Origin of the sequence: Actinoplanes sp. HUAS TT8, assembly GCF_051380535.1 — a bacterium.
GTDB lineage: Bacteria > Actinomycetota > Actinomycetes > Mycobacteriales > Micromonosporaceae > Actinoplanes.
On record NZ_CP195646.1, the window covers coordinates 10,372,488 to 10,391,698 of the forward strand.

Genomic DNA, 19,211 nt, shown 5'->3' on the forward strand with positions numbered 1-19,211 from the left:
GGTCTCGTCATGGCTGAAGTACTCGTTGTCGTCGAGGCCGGCGTCAAGAAGGTCACGCTCGAGATGCTCACGATCGCTCGTGGGCTCGGCGAGGTGTCCGCGGTCGTGTTCGGCGAGGCCGACCAGGCCAAGCTGGCCGAGTTCGGCGCGGCCAAGATCTACACCGCGTCCGGTGCGGACGTTCTCGACCACGGCGCCGCTCCGAAGGCGACCGCCGTCGCCGAGCTGGTGAAGCGCGTCTCCCCGGCCGCCGTGCTGCTCGCCTCCACCCAGGAGGGCAAGGAGATCGCTGGTCGCCTGGCCGTCAAGCTGGACAACGGCCTGCTCACCGACGCGGTCGACGTGGCCGCCGACGGCACCGCCACCCAGGTGGTCTTCGCCGGCTCCATGATCGTCAAGTCCAAGGTCACCAAGGGCCTGCCGATCGTGACCATCCGTCCGAACTCGACGACGCCGGTCGCCGCCGCGGCCACCCCGGCCGTCGAGGAGCTGACGGTTGCCGTCTCGGACAGCGACAAGCTGACCACGGTCACCGAGCGGGTCGCCGAGCAGAAGGGTTCGCGCCCGGAGCTCACCGAGGCCGGCATCGTCGTCTCCGGCGGTCGTGGCGTCGGCAACGCCGACAACTTCAAGCTGGTCGAGGAGCTGGCCGACCTGCTCGGCGGCGCCGTCGGCGCGTCGCGTGCGGCCGTCGACTCGGGTTACTACCCGCACCAGTTCCAGGTCGGCCAGACCGGCAAGACGGTGTCCCCGCAGCTCTACGTGGCGCTGGGCATCTCCGGGGCGATCCAGCACCGGGCCGGCATGCAGACCTCGAAGACGATCGTCGCGGTCAACAAGGACGCCGAGGCGCCGATCTTCGAGCTCGCCGACTTCGGCGTGGTCGGCGACCTGTTCAAGGTCGTCCCGCAGGCCGCCGAGGAGATCCGCAAGCGTAAGTAAGACCCGCTTTTGATCACGGCCCGGCGGTCCTCCGCCGGGCCGTTGGTTTTTGATGGTGTACGGCCATGGCCCCCGCCCCGCCGTCGTGGCGATCGCGAGGCAGCGCGCGTGCGCAGGTTCGGTGGGTTGACCGCGACCAAAAGACCACGTCGCCCTTCCGGGCCTCGCGTTCTGGCCGCGCCAGCGGCCTGCGAGGGTCGGAAGGGTCCCCGCGGGAGCGACGATCCGGACCACGGCGGACCTGGGACATGAAGAATTTGATCTTCTGTATTGATCTTGTTCTAGATTGCCGGGGAGGCGCCGTCGGCCGGTCGGGCGGCGGCGGGAATGCGCGGTAGTGCGGCGAAGGTTGCTTCGAGAAACAGGTTCTAGAGTGGGAAAAATGGCCTACCTCGATCATGCGGCGACCACGCCGATGCTTCCCGCCGCGCTGGACGCCTATGCGGCCGCGGCGCGGGAGATCGGCAATCCGTCATCCCTGCACGCGGCCGGGCGGGGCGCGCGGAGGCTGGTCGAGGAGTCGCGGGAGCGGATCGCCGCGGTGATCGGGGCGCGGCCGTCCGAGGTGATCTTCACCGGGGGCGGGACCGAGGCCGACAACCTGGCCACCAAGGGTGTCTTCTGGGCGCGGCGGGACGAGGATCCCGGGCGGCTGCGCGTGGTGGCCTCGGCGGTCGAGCACCACGCGGTGCTGGACGCGGTCGACTGGCTGGGGCGGCACGAGGGCGCGGAAGTGACCTATCTGCCGGTGGACCCGGCCGGACGCGTCGACCCGGCGGGGTTCGCGGAACTGGTGCGCGGGCACGGCGACGGGATCGCCGTGGTCAGCGTGCAGTGGGCCAACAACGAGGTGGGCACCGTGCAGCCGATCGCCGAGCTGGCCGCGCTGGCCGCCTCGGCCGGCATCCCGTTCCACACCGACGCCGTGCAGGCGGTCGGGCAGGTGCCGGTCGACTTCGCCGAGAGCGGTGTGTCGGCGCTCACGCTCACCGGGCACAAACTGGGCGGGCCGGTCGGGGTCGGCGCGCTGGTGCTGGGCCGGGACGTGAGCTGCACGCCGCTGCTGCACGGCGGTGGCCAGGAGCGCGACGTGCGGTCCGGGACGCTGGACACACCGGGTGTGGTGGCGTTCGCGGTGGCGGTCGAGACGACCGTGCGGGCCCGGCTGGAATATGCCGACCGGGTCGCCGCCCTGCGCGACGAACTGGTCCGGCGGGTGCTGGCCGCGGTGCCGGACGCGATCTACAACGGCGACCCGGTGCGGCGGCTGCCGGGCAACGCCCACTTCTCCTTCCCCGGCTGCGAGGGCGACGCGTTGTTGCTGCTCCTGGACGCGCAGGGGATCTACTGCTCGACCGGTTCGGCCTGCTCGGCCGGGGTCGCCCAGCCCAGCCACGTGCTGCTGGCGATGGGGGCCGACGACGCGCGGGCCCGGTCGTCGCTGCGGTTCTCGCTCGGGCACGACAGCACCGAGGCCGACCTGGCCGCGCTGCTGGCCGCGCTGCCGGGTGTGGTCGAGCGGGCCCGCCGGGCCGGTGCGTGGAAGACGCCCAGATAAACCCGGCGGACGCCCGGATAGGCTTGGGGGTATGCGAGTTCTTGCGGCAATGTCCGGCGGTGTCGACTCCGCGGTCGCCGCGGCCCGTGCCAAGGAGGCCGGGCACGACGTGACCGGCGTCCACCTGGCGCTGGCCCGTAATCCACAGGCGTACCGGACCGGTGCGCGCGGGTGCTGCACGCTGGAGGACTCGCGCGACGCGCGGCGGGCCGCCGACGTGATCGGCATCCCGTTCTACGTGTGGGACATGGCCGAGGAGTTCCACGCCGGCGTCGTCGACGACTTCGTCGCCGAGTACGCGGCCGGTCGCACCCCCAACCCGTGCCTGCGCTGCAACGAGAAGATCAAGTTCGAGGCGGTGCTGGACCGGGCCGTCGCGCTCGGCTTCGACGCGGTCGTGACCGGGCACCACGCGCGACTGGGGGCCGACGGCCTGCTGCGGCGCAGCGTGGACCTGGCCAAGGACCAGTCGTACGTGCTGGCCGTGCTGACCCGCGCGCAGCTGGACCGGGCCATGTTCCCGCTGGGGGACTGGACCAAGGAGCGCGTGCGGGCCGAGGCGGCCGCTCGTGGCCTAGCCGTGGCCGACAAGCCGGATTCGCACGACATCTGCTTTATCGCGGATGGCGACACCCGGGGGTTCCTGGAGGAGCGGCTCGGATCCGCGCCCGGGGACATCGTCGACGGCCGCAGCGGGGAGAAGCTCGGAACCCACAACGGGGCGTACGGGTACACGATCGGCCAGCGCAAGGGGCTGAACCTGCGGGTGCCCGCGGCGGACGGCCGGCCTCGGTATGTGCTTTCGATCACTCCGGTGACGAATACGGTGACGGTCGGGCCGCGTGAGGATCTTGAGGTCGACACGGTCACAGCGGCCCGGCCGATCTGGCACGAGATCTCGGCCGACGTCCGTTGCGAGGTTCAGCTTCGCGCGCATGGCGAGGTCGTCCCGGCCTCGGTGAGCGTCTCGGCCGACGGGCTGACGGCGATCCTGGAAACTCCCGCGCGGGGTGTGGCGGCCGGCCAGGCGATCGTGGCCTACCGGCCCGACCCGGACGGTGACATCGTGCTCGGCTCGGCCACGATCACCGCCGGCACGCGGGAGTCAGCGCATGCCTGAGTTCCCGTGGCCGGCCGGCGCGGCCACCGGCATCGGCTCGCTGCCCGGCACCGACGTCGCCGAGGCCCAGCGCATCGTGCTCGGCGAGCTGCCCGACCTGCCGCACCTGCCCGAGCTGCCGGAACGCGGCCCGGGGGCGGACATCATCGGCCGCAGCGCCGGATTCCTGGTCGAGCTGCCGGTGCAGCTCTACGCCGGGCGCTGGCAGATCGCCGCCCGGCCCGGCCAGGACCTTCGACGCACCGCCGACCTGCTGGAACGTGACCTGGACCAGCTCACCGAGCAGGCCGACGGCTTCACCGGCACGGTCAAGATCCAGGCGGCCGGGCCGTGGACGCTGGCCGCCTCGCTCGACCTGCCGATCGGCGGGCGGATGCTGCGCGACCCGGGCGCGGTCCGGGACCTGACCGACTCGCTCGCCGAGGGACTTCGCCGGCACGTCGCCGACGTGCGCAAACGGCTTCCCGGGGCGACCGTGCTGCTGCAGCTCGACGAGCCGTCGCTACCGGCCGTGCTGGCCGGTCACGTGGCGACCGAGAGCGGCCTGAGTGCGTACCGGGCGGTCGACGGGCCGGACGCCGCGACCGGGCTGCGGACCGTGGCCGCGGCCGTGGACGCGCCCGTCGTGGTGCACTGCTGCGCACCCGACCTGCCGTGGCCGGTGATCCGGGACTCGTCCGCGGTGGCCGTCGCATTCGACCTGTCGCTGCTCAAGGACCTGGACCCGGTGGGCGAGGCGATCGAGGCCGGGCTCGGGCTGTTCGTCGGTGCGGCCCCGACCCGGCCGGTGGGCGACCGCCGGCCCGAGTCCAAGCAGATCGCCGAGCGGGTCCAGAAGCTGTGGGGCCGGCTGGGCTTCCCGGCCGCGCAACTGCCCCGGCAGGTGGTCGTCACGCCGGCCTGCGGGCTGGCCGGGGCCACCCCGGGCTACGTCCGGGCGCTGCTGAAGGCCTGTCAGGAAGCGGGCCGGCGGATCTCCGAGGTGTGAGTCCCGAAATTGTCAGGGGTGGCGACTAACGTGCCCCTTAGGTTTCGCAGACACGGAGGTTCCGGTGACGTCACCCAGCGCTGAGGCCAGCGCCCGCCACGCTGAGCTCGCCGAGGAGATTCGCGGTCATCAGTATCGCTACTACGTTCTCGACGCGCCCACGATCTCCGACGCGGAGTTCGACAAGCAGCTGCGCGAGCTGGAGGCGCTGGAGACCGAGTTTCCCGAGCTGCGCACCCCCGACTCGCCGACGCAGAACGTCGGCGGCACGTTCTCCACGCTCTTCACCCCGGTCGCGCACGCCGAGCGGATGATGTCGCTGGACAACGTCTTCAACTTCGACGAGCTGAACGACTGGGCCGAGAAGACGGTCCGCGACGCCGGCGGGCCGGTCCAGTTCCTCTGCGAGCTCAAGGTCGACGGCCTGGCCATCAACCTGACCTATGAGAAGGGCAAGCTCGTCCGGGGCGCCACCCGGGGCGACGGGCGCACCGGTGAGGACGTGACCGGCAACGTGCGCACGATCCGGGAGATCCCCGAGCGGCTGGCCGGCGACGACGTGCCCGAGCTGCTCGAGGTGCGCGGCGAGATCTACTTCCCGGCCGAGGCGTTCGCCGATCTGAACGCTTCGCTGGTCGAACAGGGCAAGGCCCCGTTCGCCAATCCGCGCAACGCCGCGGCCGGCAGCCTCCGGCAGAAGGACCCGCGGGTGACGGCCTCCCGCGGCCTGCGGATGGTCGTGCACGGCATCGGCGCGCGGGAGGGTTTCAGCCCCACGTCGCAATCGCATGCGTACGAGGCGTTGAAGGCCTGGGGTCTGCCCACGAGCTCGCGGTGGAAGCTCGTCGACGACATGGCCGGTGTGCGCGAGTTCATCGATTATTACGGGGAGCACCGGCACGACGTCGAGCACGAGATCGACGGCGTCGTGGTCAAGGTGGACTCGGTCGGCATCCAGGGGCGGCTCGGGTCGACCAGCCGGGCGCCCCGCTGGGCGATCGCGTTCAAGTACCCGCCCGAGGAGGTCACCACCAAGCTCCTCGACATCGCGGTCAACGTGGGGCGGACGGGGCGCGTGACGCCGTTCGCGATCCTCGAACCGGTGCCGGTGGCCGGCTCGGTGGTCGGGCAGGCGACGCTGCACAACGCTCAGGAAGTGGTCCGCAAGGGCGTGCTGATCGGCGACACCGTGGTGCTGCGCAAGGCCGGGGACGTGATCCCCGAGGTGCTCGGGCCGGTCATCGACCTGCGGCCGGCCGACGCGCGGGCGTTCGTGATGCCGACCGAGTGCCCGTCCTGCGGGACACCGCTGGCGCCGGCCAAGGAGAACGACGTCGACATCCGCTGTCCGAACAGTGAGTCCTGCCCCGGGCAGCTCGTCGAACGATTGTCGACGCTGGCCGGCCGGGACGTGCTGGACATCGAGGTGCTCGGCTACAAGGCGGCGAAAGCGCTGCTCGACTCCGGTGTGCTGCGCAACGAGGGTGACCTGTTCACGCTGACCGAGGACGACCTGCTGCAGGTGCCGTTCTTCGTGAACAAGGGTGGGACCCTCGGCACCAACGCCGGGAAGATGCTGGCCTCGCTGGAGGACACGAAGTCCCGGCCGTTCGCGAAGGTTCTCGTCGCGCTCTCGATCCGGCACGTGGGGCCGACGGCGGCGACCGCGCTGGCGTTGGAGTACGGGTCGATGGAGCGGCTGGAGGCGGAACTCACCCGCACGGCCGCGGATCCGGAAGCAGTGGCCGCCAGTGCGGAGGCCGCGTCGCTGGAGGCTTCGCTGACCGGGGACGACTCGGCCGCGGAGGAGGCGTCGGTGTCCTCGTCCTCGGAGGGGGCGCCGGAGTCCGTGGAAGTCGCGGCGGTGGAGAAGGCGAAACGTAAGGCGAAGGCGGTCGATCCGATCGCGGCGGTGGACGGCGTGGGGCCGATCATCGCGGACAGTCTGCGGGAATGGTTCACCGTGCCGTGGCACCGGGAGATCGTGCGGAAGTGGCGCGAGGCCGGGGTCAGGATGGCCGACGAGCGGGTGGTGACCGGGCCGCGTCCGCTGGACGGGCTGACCGTGGTGGTGACCGGGACGCTGGCCGGCTTCACCCGGGATCAGGCGGCCGAGGCGGTCACGTCGCGGGGCGGCAAGGTGAGCGGCTCGGTCTCCAAGAAGACCGGGTTCGTGGTGGTGGGGGAGAACCCCGGGAGCAAGTACGACAAGGCGCTCAGCCTCAAGGTGCCGGTGCTCGACGAGGCGGGCTTCGACGTGCTGCTGGCCGACGGGCCGGAGGCGGCGCGCGAGGTCGCGGAGGTCACGCCCGAGGGCTGACCGGGGTGGAGCGCCTTGTAAGGCTCTCGGGTGAAATGAGGGTTTGGCGGCCTATGTCGGTTTGATAACAGCTAAGTGCATTAGCGGCAAATGCGACATGTGGATCTATCGTGTAGGCGCACGGTGATCGAGGCCAATCGTGGAGGTCGCATGGATGCCGTTCGTCTCCGCACGACCTCCGGACCCCGGTTGCGCCGTGCCCTCGTCGTCACCGCGGGCCTGACCGTGGCCGTCGACCTGGCACTCTGGGCGGCCTGGCCCGGCACGTTCCGGGCCATGCCGCCGGTGTACTGGATCATGGCGGCACTGGCCGTGGTGGCCGACGCCCGGCCGCACCCGCTGCCCGGGCGGCGGGTCAGCCGGGTGATCCTGCCGTCCATCTGCTTCACCTTCGCCATCGCGCTGGCCTGGGGTTTCGTGCCCGCGCTGGCCGTGCAGCTGATCGCCGTGACCGTGGCCGGGGTCCGGATGCGCCACCCGGTGCCCCGGAGCATCCACCTCGCGCTGCAACACGCGGCCGGGCTGGGCGCGGCGGCGCTCGTCGCCGGGCTCGTCTCGTGGCGGATCGGGCCGCGGCCGGACCTGCGCGACGCGGCGCTGACCTGCGCGGCCGCCGGCGCGTGGATCGCCGCCCGGTACGCGGTGGCCGCCGTGGTGCGGCACTGGACGGCGGACCGGCGCACCCGGCATCGGCGCCGCGCCCCGGCCGATCTGCTGGCCACCGCCGCGCTCCTGCTGCTCGCCCCCGTGCTGCTGGTCGCCGCGCAGGTCAGCCCGGCGCTGCTGCCGCTGGCCCTGCTCGCGCTGCACGCCGTGCACCGCATGGTCCGGTGGGCCGGCGAGTCCGAACGGGCCACCCGCGTCGACCCGCTCACCGGCCTGCCCAACCGGCGCGCGCTGCAGTCCACCATGTCCGAACGCGGCCCGGACCGGCAGCGGGCGCTGATCCTGCTCGACCTCGACCGGTTCCGGACCGTCAACGACGCGCTCGGGCACGGCGCCGGGGACCGGCTGCTGGCCCGGGTCGCCGACCGGCTGACCGACGCGGTGCCCCGGCACGACCTGGTGGTCCGGCTCGGCGGCGACGAGTTCGCGGTGCTCGCGACCCGGGTCGAGGGCGCCGCGTCGGCCCGGCGGATCGCCGAACACCTGACCGAGGCGCTGAGCCGGCCGTTCCCGATGGACGGCACCCCGGTCGAGCTGACTGCGTCGATCGGGATCGCCCTGCAGTCCGGCCGGCGCGACGGGGCCACGCTGCTGCGCGAGGCCGAGACCGCGATGTACGAGGCCAAACAGCGCGGTGACCAGGTCGCCGTGCACGGCCCGGACGCGCCGCACGACTCGCCGGACCGCCTGGCCCTGCTGGCCGACCTGCGCGCCGCGCTGCGCCGCGACCCGCCCGACGACGGGATAGTGCTCTTCTACCAGCCGCAGATCGCCATCGCGACCGGCGAGGTGGTCGGCGTCGAGGCGCTGCTGCGCTGGCGGCACCCGAAACGCGGGCTGGTCGGCCCCGAGGAACTGCTGCGGGTGGCCGAGCCGACCCCGGTGATGCGGCTGCTCACCGCCCGGGTGCTGGACGAGGTGGTCGCGCAGCTGGCCCGGTGGCGGTTCGCCGGGATGCCGCTGCGGGCCGCGGTCAACGTCAGCGCCCGCGACCTGCACGCCGGGGACATCGCCGACCGGGTCGGCCGGCTGCTGCGCGACCACGAGGTCCCGGCCGACCTGCTGCAACTGGAGATCACCGAGAGCGCGCTGATGACCGACCCGCACCGGGTGCTGGACACCATCACCCGGCTGGACCGGATGGGCGTGGCGATCTCCCTGGACGACTTCGGCACCGGCTTCTCGTCACTGCAGCACCTGCGGCGGCTCCCGCTGACCGAGGTGAAGATCGACCGCTCGTTCGTGCTGGGCATGGCGAGCGACCGCGGCGACGCGGCGATCGTGCGGTCGGTGATCGGGCTGGCCGAGTCGCTCGGCCTGCGCGCGGTCGCCGAAGGCGTCGAGGACGAGGTGACCTGGCGGCTGCTCGCGGCGGCCGGATGCCACGCCGCGCAGGGCTGGTTCCACGCCCGGCCGATGCCCGCCGCGGAGCTCGCCGAGTGGCTTTCGCGCTATCGGCCCATTCGGCCCGGGGTTCTTCGCGGGCCATGGATCCCGGCCAAATAGACTCATCGTCTACATGTTTGCTGTCAAGTAACGAGGGGGCAGGATGGCCGCCATCTCCCGCGAAGAGGTCGCGCACCTGGCGCGCCTGTCGCGGCTCGCCGTGACCGAAGAGGAGCTCGACCGGTTCGCAGGACAGCTCGACGTGATCCTGCAGTCGGTCGCCCGGGTCGGTGAGGTGGCCGCGGAGGACATCCCGCCGACCTCGCACTCGGTTCCGCTGACCAACGTGTACCGCGACGACGTCCCCCAGCCGTGCCTGACGCAGGAGGAGGCGCTCTCCGGCGCGCCCGACGCCTACGAGGGCCGGTTCCGGGTGCCGCGCATCCTGGACGAGGAGGAATGACCGTGAGCGACCTGACCCGGAAGACCGCGGTCGAGCTCCGCGGGCTGCTCGACACCAAGGAGGTCTCGGCCGTCGAGGTGGCGACCGCCCACCTGGACCGGATCGAGGCCGTCGACGAGCGGGTGCACGCGTTCCTGCACGTCGACCGGGAGGGCGCGCTCGCCGCGGCCCGCCGGGTCGACGCCGGCGAGATCACCGGGCCGCTGGCCGGTGTGCCGATCGCGGTCAAGGACGTGGTGACCACCAAGGGCGTGCCGACCACGGCCGCGTCCAAGATCCTTGAGGGCTGGAAGCCGCCGTACGACGCGACCATCGTCGAACGGCTGAAGAACGCCGGCATGCCGATCCTCGGCAAGACCAACATGGACGAGTTCGCCATGGGCTCCTCCACCGAATATTCGGCGTACGGACCCACGAACAACCCGTGGGACCTGGGGCGCATCCCGGGCGGCTCGGGCGGTGGCTCGGCCGCCGCCCTCGCGGCCTACGAGGCGCCGCTCGCCATCGGCACCGACACCGGCGGCTCGATCCGTCAGCCCGGCGCGGTCACCGGCACGGTCGGGGCCAAGCCGACGTACGGCGGCACGTCCCGCTACGGCCTGATCGCGTTCTCGTCCTCGCTCGACACGCCCGGCCCCTGCGGCCGCACGGTCGAGGACACCGCGCTGCTGCACGCCGCGATCGCCGGCCACGACCCGCGCGACTCCACCTCCATCGCCCAGCCGGTGCCCGACGTCGTCGCGGCCGCCCGCCTCGGCCTGCGCGGCGACCTCACCGGCGTCAAGCTGGGCCTGGTCAAGGAATTCGCCGGCGACGGCTCCGAGCCGGGTGTGCTGGCCGCCTTCCACGAGTCGCTGGAAGCGCTGGTCAAGCTGGGCGCCGAGGTCGTCGAGGTGTCCTGCCCGCACTTCCAGTACGCACTGCCCGCCTACTACCTGATCGCCCCGAGCGAGGCCTCGTCCAACCTGGCCCGCTTCGACGGCGTCCGGTACGGCCTGCGCACCGGCGACGACGGCCGGCACTCGCTGGAAGAGGTCATGTCGCTGACCCGGGAAGCCGGCTTCGGCCCCGAGGTCAAGCGCCGGATCATCCTGGGGACGTATGCGTTGTCGAGCGGTTACTACGACGCGTACTACGGGCAGGCGCAGAAGGTCCGCACCCTGATCACGCGCGACTTCCAGGCCGCGTTCGAGAAGGTGGACGTGCTCGTCTCCCCGACCACGCCGTTCGTGGCGTTCCCGTTCGGGTCGCGCACCTCGGATCCGTACCAGATGTACCTGGCCGACCTTTTCACCATCCCCACCAACCTGTACGGCGGCCCGGCCATCTCGGTCCCGTGCGGTCTCTCCGAGGGCCTGCCGGTCGGCTTCCAGATCATGGCCCCGACCATGGCCGACGACCGGATGTACCGGGTCGCCGGCGCCCTGGAGTCGGCCATCGGCACCTTCACCCCGCCGGCCCTGTAAACAGCGGACCCGCCCGGCCGTCGACGTGGAACTTGTCGAGGCCGGGCGGGCTGAGGTCGTACGGGAAAATTGGGGTTGATCTGGTTTTACTTCGGGGTGGTCTTGGAGTCCAGCCAGGTGTTGATCAGCTTGCTGAAGTCCTTGCCGGTGTTCTGGTTGACGAAGGCGATGAACGCGGCCCGGTCCTGGTTGGTGTCCTTGTGCTCGGCCACCCAGGCGGTCATCAGGGCGAAGAACTTCTTGTCGCCGAGGGCGTCGTTGAGTTCCTTGAGCATGGCGGCGCCGCAGACGTAGACGTTGCTCTCGGCGAAGTTGGCGGCCTTCGGCTTGCCGGGCGGGCCGACCGATTTGCGCAGTTCGGCGTCGCGCTTGCGGAGGAACGTCTCCAGTTCGGCGTCGCCGAACTTGTAGAGCTTCTGCTCGTAGAGGTACTGCAGGTACTGTGCGAAGCCCTCGTTGAGCCACAGGTCGGTCCAGGTACTGGGCGTGACCGTGTCGCCGAACCACTGGTGGGCGTACTCGTGGACGAGGGTCTCCTCGACGTACGACAGGTCGTCCTTGGTGCCCTTCCCGACGAGCGACCGGCCGATGCTCAGCATCTGCTGGGTCTCCATGGCCGAGACCGAACCGTTGAGCAGGGCGCCGCCGGTCTCGAACGGGTACTTCCCGAGCCGCTCCTCCAGCCACGTCAGCAGCTGCGGCGACTTCTTCAGCACGGGCAGCAGCTTGTCGTCGGTCTTCGGCATCACGAAGTAGGTCAGCTTCACGCCGTGCGGGCCGGCCTGGGTGACCTTCTTGTACTTGTCGACGGCGAGCGTGGTCAGGTACGCCGCGGTCGGAACCGTCGAGGTGTAGCGGTACGTGTTGCCCTCGACCGGGCCGGGCGTGCCGTTGGCGGCGGCGACCCAGCCGGTCGGCACGGTGATCGCGATGTCGTACATGGCCTTGTCGGAGACCAGCTCGTTCGCCGGGTACCAGGTCATCGCGCCCCACGGCTCCTGCATGGTCCACAGGCCGCCGTTCGCGGCCGGGCGCAGACCCAGCCCCTCCTTGGCGTCGGTGCGGTGCGACGGGAACGCCACCTGCTTGGGCGTGCCGTGGTAGTCGACGACCAGGGTGACCGGCTGATCGGCGACCAGCTGGGCCGGGACGGTCAGCTTCTGCTTGGCCAGGGTGCCGGTGGCCGGCGCGTCGTCGACGGTGACCTTGTCGACGGACAGGTTCGCGAAGTCCAGCTTGATCTCACTGGCCGCGGCGGTCGGACGGATGCGGAGGGTGGCCGTACCCGTAAGAATTTTCTTGGTGGGGTTCCAGTCGAGCTTCAGGTCGTACTGGAGTACGTCGAGCCCGGCATTGCCGTGCTCGGGGTACAACTTGTCGGCGACCGTGGTGGACTTGCCGGCCTGCCAGGCCGTGTAGTCGATGGCCGGTGCGGCGCTCGACGAAGCCGACGGGGCCGTCGTCGGCGCTGCGGTGGGTTTGTCTGTGCAGGCCCCGCACAGAACCGTCGCGGCCACGGCCACGGCGGTGAAGGATCGACGCATGCGCGGACGTTATCGTGAAGATCGTTTTCTGTGGGGGCATTAATCGGCCGGTGAGTAAACCCGGCGACGTCGCGTCATACCGGGCGACTAGGCTTGACGTCTGTCCGTATCCCGATGCCGCAGTGAGCCGGAGCCGAAGCACATGACGACCATCGCGCTGCCGTCCTACGACGACGCCCTCAGCCGTTACGAGCCGGTCATCGGCCTGGAGACGCACGTCGAGCTGGGCACGCAGACCAAGATGTTCTGCGGCTGCAAGACCGAGTTCGGCGCCGAGCCGAACACGCAGGTCTGCCCGGTCTGCCTGGCCCTCCCGGGCGCCCTGCCGGTGATGAACCGGGCCGCCATCGAGGCGACCATCCGGATCGGTCTGGCGCTGAACTGTGACATCGCGCAGTGGTGCCGGATGGCCCGGAAGAACTACTTCTACCCGGACATGCCGAAGAACTTCCAGACCTCGCAGTACGACGAGCCGCTCTGTGTGGACGGCTACGTCGACGTGACGGTCGACGGCAAGGAGTACCGGGTCGAGATCGAGCGGGTCCACATCGAGGAGGACACCGGCAAGACCCTGCACGTGGGCGGGGCCACCGGTCGCATCCACGGCGCCACCGAGTCGCTCGTCGACTACAACCGGGCCGGCATCCCGCTGGTCGAGATCGTCACCAAGCCGGTTCCCGGCCTCGGCGCCGACGCGCCCGAGATCGCCAAGGCGTACGTGGCCGAGCTGCGCGACATCATCCGGGCGCTCGGCGTCTCCGACGTCCGCATGGAGCAGGGCTCGATGCGCTGCGACGTCAACACCTCGCTGAACAAGCCCGGCGAGGAGTGGGGCACCCGCACCGAGACGAAGAACGTGAACTCGCTGCGCTCGGTCGAGCGCGCGGTCCGCTCCGAGATCATCCGGCAGGCCGGGCTCCTCGACGAGGGCACCCGGATCTTCCAGGAGACCCGCCACTTCCAGGAGACGACCGGCGACACCCGCCCGGGCCGCTCCAAGGAGACCGCGACCGACTACCGCTACTTCCCCGAGCCCGACCTGGTCCCGATCGCGCCCGACCCGGCCTGGGTCGAGCAGCTGCGCGCCTCCCAGCCGGAAAAGCCCAGCGTGAAGCGGGCCCGCCTGCGTGAGGAGTGGGGCATCACCGAGGTCGAGATGCAGTCGGCGACCAACGCCGGCGCGATCGAGCTGATCGAGGAGACCATCGCCGCCGGCGCCAGCCCGGCCGGTGCCCGCAAGTGGTGGCTGGGCGAGCTGGCCCGGCGCTCCAACGAGCTGGGCGTTGACCTGGCCGAGGTCGGCGCCACCCCGGCGCAGGTCGCCGAGCTGCAGAAACTGGTCGACGACGGCAAGCTCAACGACAAGCTGGCCCGCCAGGTGCTTGAGGGCGTCGTGGGCGGCGAGGGCTCGCCGGCCGAGGTCATGGCCGCGCGCGGCCTCGAGGTCGTGTCCGACACCGGCGCGCTGCAGGCCGCGGTCGACGAGGCCATCGCCGCCAACCCGGGCATCGCCGACAAGATCCGTGACGGCAAGGTGGCGGCGGCCGGCGCGCTCGTCGGCGCGGTCATGAAAACCACGCGAGGCCAGGCCGACGCCAAGACCGTCCGCGACTTGATCTTGTCCCGGCTCGGCGTTTCTTAATTCCGACGTACGGATTTCTCGCCCGGCCCGCTCCACGGCGGACCGGGCGACGTCGTTCCGGGGCAATCGTGGGCGTCGATTAGAGTCGGTCGGCGATCATCCGTTCGCCTCGATGACGGGGAAGCCGCCATGACCGACGTCCCGCCCGGCCCCGAATCGGTCGCTGCGACCGCCCCGAGTTCCGAGCCGGTGGCCCAGGCCGCGCCCGAGTCGTTCGTTCCGCCCGCGGCCGGTTCTTCCGAGCCGCCCGCGGCCGGTTCTTCCGAGCCGCCGGTCGCGCCCGGCTCGGAGGTTCTGGCGTGGCCGGCGCCGTCCGGTGCGCCCGCGATGCCGGCCGCCGACCCGGTCGCGGCGGCCCCGGTCCTGCCCGTGCCCTACGGACCGCAGGTGGGCGGCCCGGGCGAGGCCCACTGGCTGGCCCAGGGAGAGCCGCCGCTGGTCGCCGCGGCCCACGCGGCGGTCGACGAGCTGCGGTACACGGACGCGGTCCGGCTGCTGGAAGAATTCCTGCGGGCCAACCCGGCCGACGTGCGAGGCTGGCACCGGCTGGCCGGCGCCCGGATCGGCCTCAACCAGTACGAGGCCGCCCTGGCCGACGCCGGTCGATCCCTCGACCTGGACCCGGACTGCGTGCCGGCGATCCGGATGCGCGCGCTCGCCCTGTACTTCCTGCTCCGCTGGAGCGAGATGGAACAGCTCGCGCTCCGGGCCACCCAGCTCGCCCCGGAGGACGCCGACGCGCACGCGCTGCTCGCCGCGGCGTACTCCAACCAGGGCCGGCACGAGGAAGCGCACGCCGCCGCCCGCGCCGCGCTGGCCATCGACCCAGGTCAGCAGGCGGCCATCCGGATCCTGGCCGGGAACACGACGTCGATCGCCCGCTGGCTGCCGCTCGTGTCGGCCGGCGCGTTCCCGGCCGGAGTCGTCCTGGCCGTCATGACCCTGATGCTGCTGGGCTCGCCCGAGGCCGCGATCTTCGGCGGGTTCGCCGTGGCGGCGTTCCTGCCGCTGTTCACCGCCGTCCTCCGGTGGGCCCTGCGCAGCGGCGGACCCGGGGCGGGCCCGGCGCTGCCGCGCCGCGACTTCCTGAAGGTCCCGATCCTGGCCACCGCCTTCGTAGCCATCCCGGTCCTGATCACCGGCACCCAATGGCCCGGCGCGGGCGCCGTGCTACTGCTGACCGCCGCCTTCGCCACCTCCTGCACCCTAGGCCTCTACCGCCGCCTCCAAACCCCCCGCTGACCACCCCCACCCCACGCGCACCACGCCCACCCCCGCGGTTGCGCGCGCCAAGCCCCCAGCTGGCGCTCACGGCTGCTTCGCACCCGGATGACAGCCGTGAGCACCAGCCCAGGCCCGCCGCCACGCATCGCGTGCATGTCGTGGTCCCAGCTGGTGCTGGCGGCTGTTTCCTGGCGGTTTGGCAGCCGTGAGCGCCAGCTGAGCCCCGGCGTGCTCAGCATCGCGTGCGCGTCGCGGTCTTGGCTGGTGCTGGCGGCTGTTTCGTGGCCGTTTGGCAGCCGTGAGCACCAGCTGAGCCCCGGCGGGCTCAGCATCGCGTGCGCGTCGCGGTCTCGGCTGGTGCTCACGGCTGTCTCAGGGGCTGCGAAGCAGCCGTGAGCACCAGCTGGGTGAGTGAACCGTGGGGCGAGCTGATGGGGCAGCGGGGTGGACGGGGTGGACGGTCAGCGGCTGGGCTGGCTGACCGGGGTGCCGGCCGAGACCGAGGGCGTCGGCGACCCGACCGGCGCGGACGACGTGGCGGACGACGTGGGGGTGACGACCGGGTCCTTGTCGTCCAGGCCGACCACGTTCCGCTGCATCTCGACGTTGGACTGGCCGGTGCCGCCGAGCTGGATGTCGTCGTACGCCTTCAGGTCGTGATTCTCGTCGAAGTAGAGCACCGACAACGACAGCGGCGTCGGTTCCTCGTTCTCCAGCCCGCGCAGCCCGGCGCCACCGGTCGAGCCCTCGATCATCAGCCGGGTCGGCATCGGTGCCTGCAGGGTGGCCGACGCGGCCGGTGACGGCGTGGGTGACGCCGACGCGGACCGGTCGGGTGTGGGCGCGGCCGGCGCCGGCAGCATCTCGACCGAGCGTTTGTGTTTGTGCCCGGCCAGCACGAGGGGCACCACCCCGGAGAGCGGCTGGGCCATCGCCGGGTCGTGGACGAGGGCGATGTCCACCTTCTTGCCGGAGTCCCGGATCGTCGTGGCCAGGCGTTCCCCGGCCGCGGTGAGCAGTTCGGCGCCCGAGTTGTCGCCGGCCGTGTTGGTCTCGCTCTTGTCCGGTGTGAACTGGGGGTCGCCGATCCCGGCGATGGTCAGACCGTTCTGCAGGATGATCTTGTCGTCGAGGACGATCGCATTGCGCTGCTTGGAGACGGCGGTCTGGATGGCCACCGAGTCGTGGTTGCCGCGGACGTAGATGTAGGGCACGTTCAGCGACGGGATCGAGGAGACGTACGACGTCTCGGCGCTGCTGCCCCAGTCGACCATGTCCCCGGTGTCGATCACCGCGTCGATGTCGAAGGTCTGCACGACGGTGCGGATCAGGCCCCACGACGACGGGTTCAGATGCAGGTCGGAGACGTGCAGGATGCGCGTGGTGTTCCCGGCCGGCTCGTAGACGGGCAGCGCCGACACGGTGGTGTAGATCCGGCTGACGTTGCTGACGATCTGCTGGAGCTGCTCGGCGTACCGCCCGTAGTTGTCGGCGATCCGCCGGGCGTCACCGACCACGGCCGGGGCGTTGACCAGCAGTCCCTCATACCGCGGCTCGCTGATCGCGTTGGGCCGGATGGTGGCCGCGGCGATCCCGATGCTGCCGGCCGCGGCGACCAGCGCGGTGAGCCCGGCCGCGGCGGTGCGCCGGACGTTGCGGAAGATCAGCGCGGCGGCGAGGATCGCGCTGAGCACGGCCAGCCCGACCGTACGCAGAGCGAGCTGGGTCACCCCGGCGGTGACCTCGTCGACGGCGCGGTCACCGGCCGAGCTGATCGCGGTCGGGTTGTCGATCAGCTCCTCGGTGCGGCTCTGGTCGAGCGAGCCGAGCGCCACCTTCAGGTGCAGGGTGCCCCGGTGACTGTCCAGGTGCAGGGAGCCGAGCGGCGGGATGTCCACCTCGGTGCCGCCGACCACGGTGGGGCGCAGCGACATCTCGGCCCGGAACGGCCCCACGTTGATCTCGGTGTGCGCGAACAGCATCACGCCGATCACCGCCGCCGTGAGGCCGACCAGGCCGACCGCCGCGGCGACCCGGGAGTTGCGGAACCAGCGGTGCTTCCACACCCGTACGGAAAAATCGGTCGTCGACCGCAGTCGACGGCGCCATGGCGCCGCGAGCTCACTCATCGGGCCCCCACCTGCCCAGCCCGGCTCGCCGCGAAACAGTCATGCGCGTCTCATCAGCTCCGGCCGGCGCCGCCGTCGGAGAAGACGAGCCGGATCAGCCGGTCGTCCTCCGGGTCCGGCTCGCCGGCGTCCTCCTGGTTGGAGGTGCTGACCCAGAGCGACCCGTCCGGCGCCGCGACCAGGGCCCGCAGCCGCCCGTACTTGCCGGTGAGCAGCTCCTGCGGGTTGCCCAGCACGGTGCCGTTGCCGGTCACGTTGAGCAGGTAGAGCCGCTTGCCGAGCAGGCAGGCGGTGGCCACCGTGGTCTCGAAGCTGGCCACCCCGCCGCAGGACGACGCGGCGGCCGGCCAGGCGACCAGCGGGTCGGTGAACTTCGCGTCCCCGGCCTTGCCGTCGGCCTGGGGCCAGCCGTAGTCCTTGCCCTTGACGATCACGTTCAGCTCGGAGAACTTGGGCTGCGAATTCTCGGTGGCGAACATGCGCTTGGTCTTGTCCCAGGTCAGGCCCTGCACGTTGCGGTGGCCGGAGGACCAGACGAGGGAGGTCTTGACCGGGTTGCCCGGGGCCGGCTTGCCGTCCGTGGTCATCCGGAGGATCTTGCCGCCGAGGCTCTTCGGATTCTGCGCCTGGGTGCCGGTGGCGGTGCCGTCGCCGGTGCCGGCGTAAAGGTAGCCGTCCGGGCCGAAGGCCAGCGCACCACCGTTCTCCTCGGCCGAGCGGGGGATTCCGGTGAGGATGGGCTCGATCGCCTTGCCCAGGATCAGCTTCCCGATCCGGTTGTCGGCGGCGGTGGAGTAGTAGACGTAGACGGTCTTGTCGGTCGCATACTTCGGCGAGACGGCGATGCCCATCAGGCCGCTGTCGCCCGACGCGCGCACCTCGGCCAGGCGGGAGACCTCGGAGACCTTCAGCCCGTCGGCGTCCGACTCCGGGCCGACCTTCAGGATGCGGGCCGTGTCACGCTCGGTGACCAGGGCCGACCCGTCCGGCAGGAAGGCGATGCCCCACGGGACCTCAAGGCCCTTGGCCAGCACGGTGACCGCGATCTCCTGGTCGTCGGCCCCGGCGCTGGCGGTGGCGGCGATCGACGGGCCGGGCAGGTTGGGCGCGCTGCCGGCCTGATCCGGCCCCGGCGGCCCGAAGCTGCAGCCCGAGGTCAGGCCCAGCACGACGGCCAGTGTCGCGACCGCGGCACGGCCCCGGCGGGAACGCACGGCTGAACCACCCCCTAGCTTTGTCTGCCGATCAGGGTAACCGCGGCGTCTGACAGTTCCCCGGAAAGCTCACGGCTCCACGGCGGCGTCGGTCTCCGAAGTGGCCGCGGGCTTGCCCACCGCTTCCAGCACCAGGTGCAGGTTCTCCCGGGTGACGCCGGTCAGCCGGATCACGTTCCCGTTGTCCAGCAGGGCGGAGACCCGGCCCCGCTCGTCCGGCGCGAGCTCGATGATCCGGCTCCAGGGCACCCGGTTGCCGCCGAAGAGGGCGCGGACCCGTACCTCGTCCTGATAGATGTCGGTGCCCGCGCGCCACGACCAGACCAGCGCGGCGAGCGGGATCACCAGCACCAACGCCCACGCCCGGGAGACGCCGGCCAGCGGCACCGCGCCGACGAACGCGATCCCGGAGGCCACCAGCGCGGTGCCGGACTTGCGTACGCGGAGAAGGGGACGTCTGCTCACGTCCTTATCCTCCCACCTGGCACCGGGCGAGTTATCCACAGCCCCGAGTTGACCGCCGACCGTCCATGGTCGACGATCCGGGAA

At 71.5% G+C, this 19,211-nt stretch carries 14 protein-coding genes; 10 read left to right on the plus strand and 4 right to left on the minus strand.

Annotation, left to right across the window (positions count from 1 at the left end; translation table 11 throughout):
- Nucleotides 1-9 precede the first annotated feature (9 nt).
- From ACSHV8_RS46410 to gatA, 8 genes are all read left to right on the plus strand, one after another.
- Entirely contained in the window at nucleotides 10-942 is a 933-nt protein-coding gene (locus ACSHV8_RS46410; protein ID WP_436526885.1) for an electron transfer flavoprotein subunit alpha/FixB family protein, read from the plus strand.
- Between the two features lie 382 nt (nucleotides 943-1,324).
- Nucleotides 1,325-2,500, plus strand: a complete 1,176-nt coding sequence (locus tag ACSHV8_RS46415) for a cysteine desulfurase family protein (protein WP_436526886.1) — start codon at nucleotides 1,325-1,327, stop codon at nucleotides 2,498-2,500.
- A 31-nt stretch (nucleotides 2,501-2,531) separates the two neighbouring features.
- Nucleotides 2,532-3,620 (plus strand): tRNA 2-thiouridine(34) synthase MnmA, encoded by a 1,089-nt coding sequence (gene mnmA / locus ACSHV8_RS46420; protein ID WP_436526887.1) that lies wholly within the window; start codon nucleotides 2,532-2,534, stop codon nucleotides 3,618-3,620.
- Complete coding sequence (locus tag ACSHV8_RS46425; RefSeq protein WP_436526888.1) at nucleotides 3,613-4,608, plus strand: methionine synthase; 996 nt, start codon at nucleotides 3,613-3,615, stop codon at nucleotides 4,606-4,608. The genes mnmA and ACSHV8_RS46425 overlap by 8 nt, the downstream gene beginning before the upstream one ends.
- A gap of 64 nt (nucleotides 4,609-4,672) precedes the next feature.
- Nucleotides 4,673-6,928, plus strand: coding sequence for an NAD-dependent DNA ligase LigA (ligA, locus tag ACSHV8_RS46430; protein ID WP_436526889.1), 2,256 nt, complete (start codon nucleotides 4,673-4,675; stop codon nucleotides 6,926-6,928).
- Between the two features lie 150 nt (nucleotides 6,929-7,078).
- Entirely contained in the window at nucleotides 7,079-9,100 is a 2,022-nt protein-coding gene (locus ACSHV8_RS46435) for a putative bifunctional diguanylate cyclase/phosphodiesterase (protein WP_436526890.1), read from the plus strand.
- Nucleotides 9,101-9,143: 43 nt separating this feature from the next.
- Nucleotides 9,144-9,443, plus strand: coding sequence for an Asp-tRNA(Asn)/Glu-tRNA(Gln) amidotransferase subunit GatC (gene gatC, locus ACSHV8_RS46440; protein ID WP_436526891.1), 300 nt, complete (start codon nucleotides 9,144-9,146; stop codon nucleotides 9,441-9,443).
- A gap of 2 nt (nucleotides 9,444-9,445) precedes the next feature.
- A complete protein-coding gene (gene gatA / locus ACSHV8_RS46445) occupies nucleotides 9,446-10,909 on the plus strand; it encodes an Asp-tRNA(Asn)/Glu-tRNA(Gln) amidotransferase subunit GatA (RefSeq protein WP_436526892.1) in 1,464 nt (487 codons plus the stop codon).
- An 86-nt stretch (nucleotides 10,910-10,995) separates the two neighbouring features.
- On the opposite strand, the gene ACSHV8_RS46450 is transcribed toward gatA, so the two are convergent.
- On the minus strand, nucleotides 10,996-12,453 hold the full coding sequence (locus ACSHV8_RS46450) for a M1 family metallopeptidase (RefSeq protein WP_436526893.1): 1,458 nt from the start codon (nucleotides 12,451-12,453) through the stop codon (nucleotides 10,996-10,998).
- Nucleotides 12,454-12,595: 142 nt separating this feature from the next.
- Here ACSHV8_RS46450 and gatB point away from each other — a divergent pair, with 142 nt between their 5' ends.
- The gene (gatB, locus tag ACSHV8_RS46455; protein WP_436526894.1) at nucleotides 12,596-14,095 is read left to right on the plus strand and encodes an Asp-tRNA(Asn)/Glu-tRNA(Gln) amidotransferase subunit GatB; all 1,500 of its coding nucleotides are present in this window, start codon (nucleotides 12,596-12,598) and stop codon (nucleotides 14,093-14,095) included.
- A 129-nt stretch (nucleotides 14,096-14,224) separates the two neighbouring features.
- Entirely contained in the window at nucleotides 14,225-15,337 is a 1,113-nt protein-coding gene (locus tag ACSHV8_RS46460; protein ID WP_436526895.1) for a tetratricopeptide repeat protein, read from the plus strand.
- Between the two features lie 443 nt (nucleotides 15,338-15,780).
- Here ACSHV8_RS46460 and ACSHV8_RS46465 read toward each other — a convergent pair whose 3' ends face one another.
- The 3 genes from ACSHV8_RS46465 to ACSHV8_RS46475 all read right to left on the minus strand — a co-directional run bounded on the left by ACSHV8_RS46465 (nucleotide 15,781) and on the right by ACSHV8_RS46475 (nucleotide 19,127).
- Nucleotides 15,781-17,448, minus strand: a complete 1,668-nt coding sequence (locus tag ACSHV8_RS46465) for a metallophosphoesterase (RefSeq protein WP_436526896.1) — start codon at nucleotides 17,446-17,448, stop codon at nucleotides 15,781-15,783.
- 53 nt (nucleotides 17,449-17,501) lie between these two features.
- Nucleotides 17,502-18,662, minus strand: coding sequence for a PQQ-dependent sugar dehydrogenase (locus ACSHV8_RS46470; RefSeq protein WP_436526897.1), 1,161 nt, complete (start codon nucleotides 18,660-18,662; stop codon nucleotides 17,502-17,504).
- 69 nt (nucleotides 18,663-18,731) lie between these two features.
- Nucleotides 18,732-19,127 carry a PH domain-containing protein gene (locus ACSHV8_RS46475; protein ID WP_436526898.1) on the minus strand — a complete coding sequence of 132 codons (396 nt, stop codon included), beginning with the start codon at nucleotides 19,125-19,127 and terminating at the stop codon, nucleotides 18,732-18,734.
- Nucleotides 19,128-19,211: the final 84 nt, after the last annotated feature.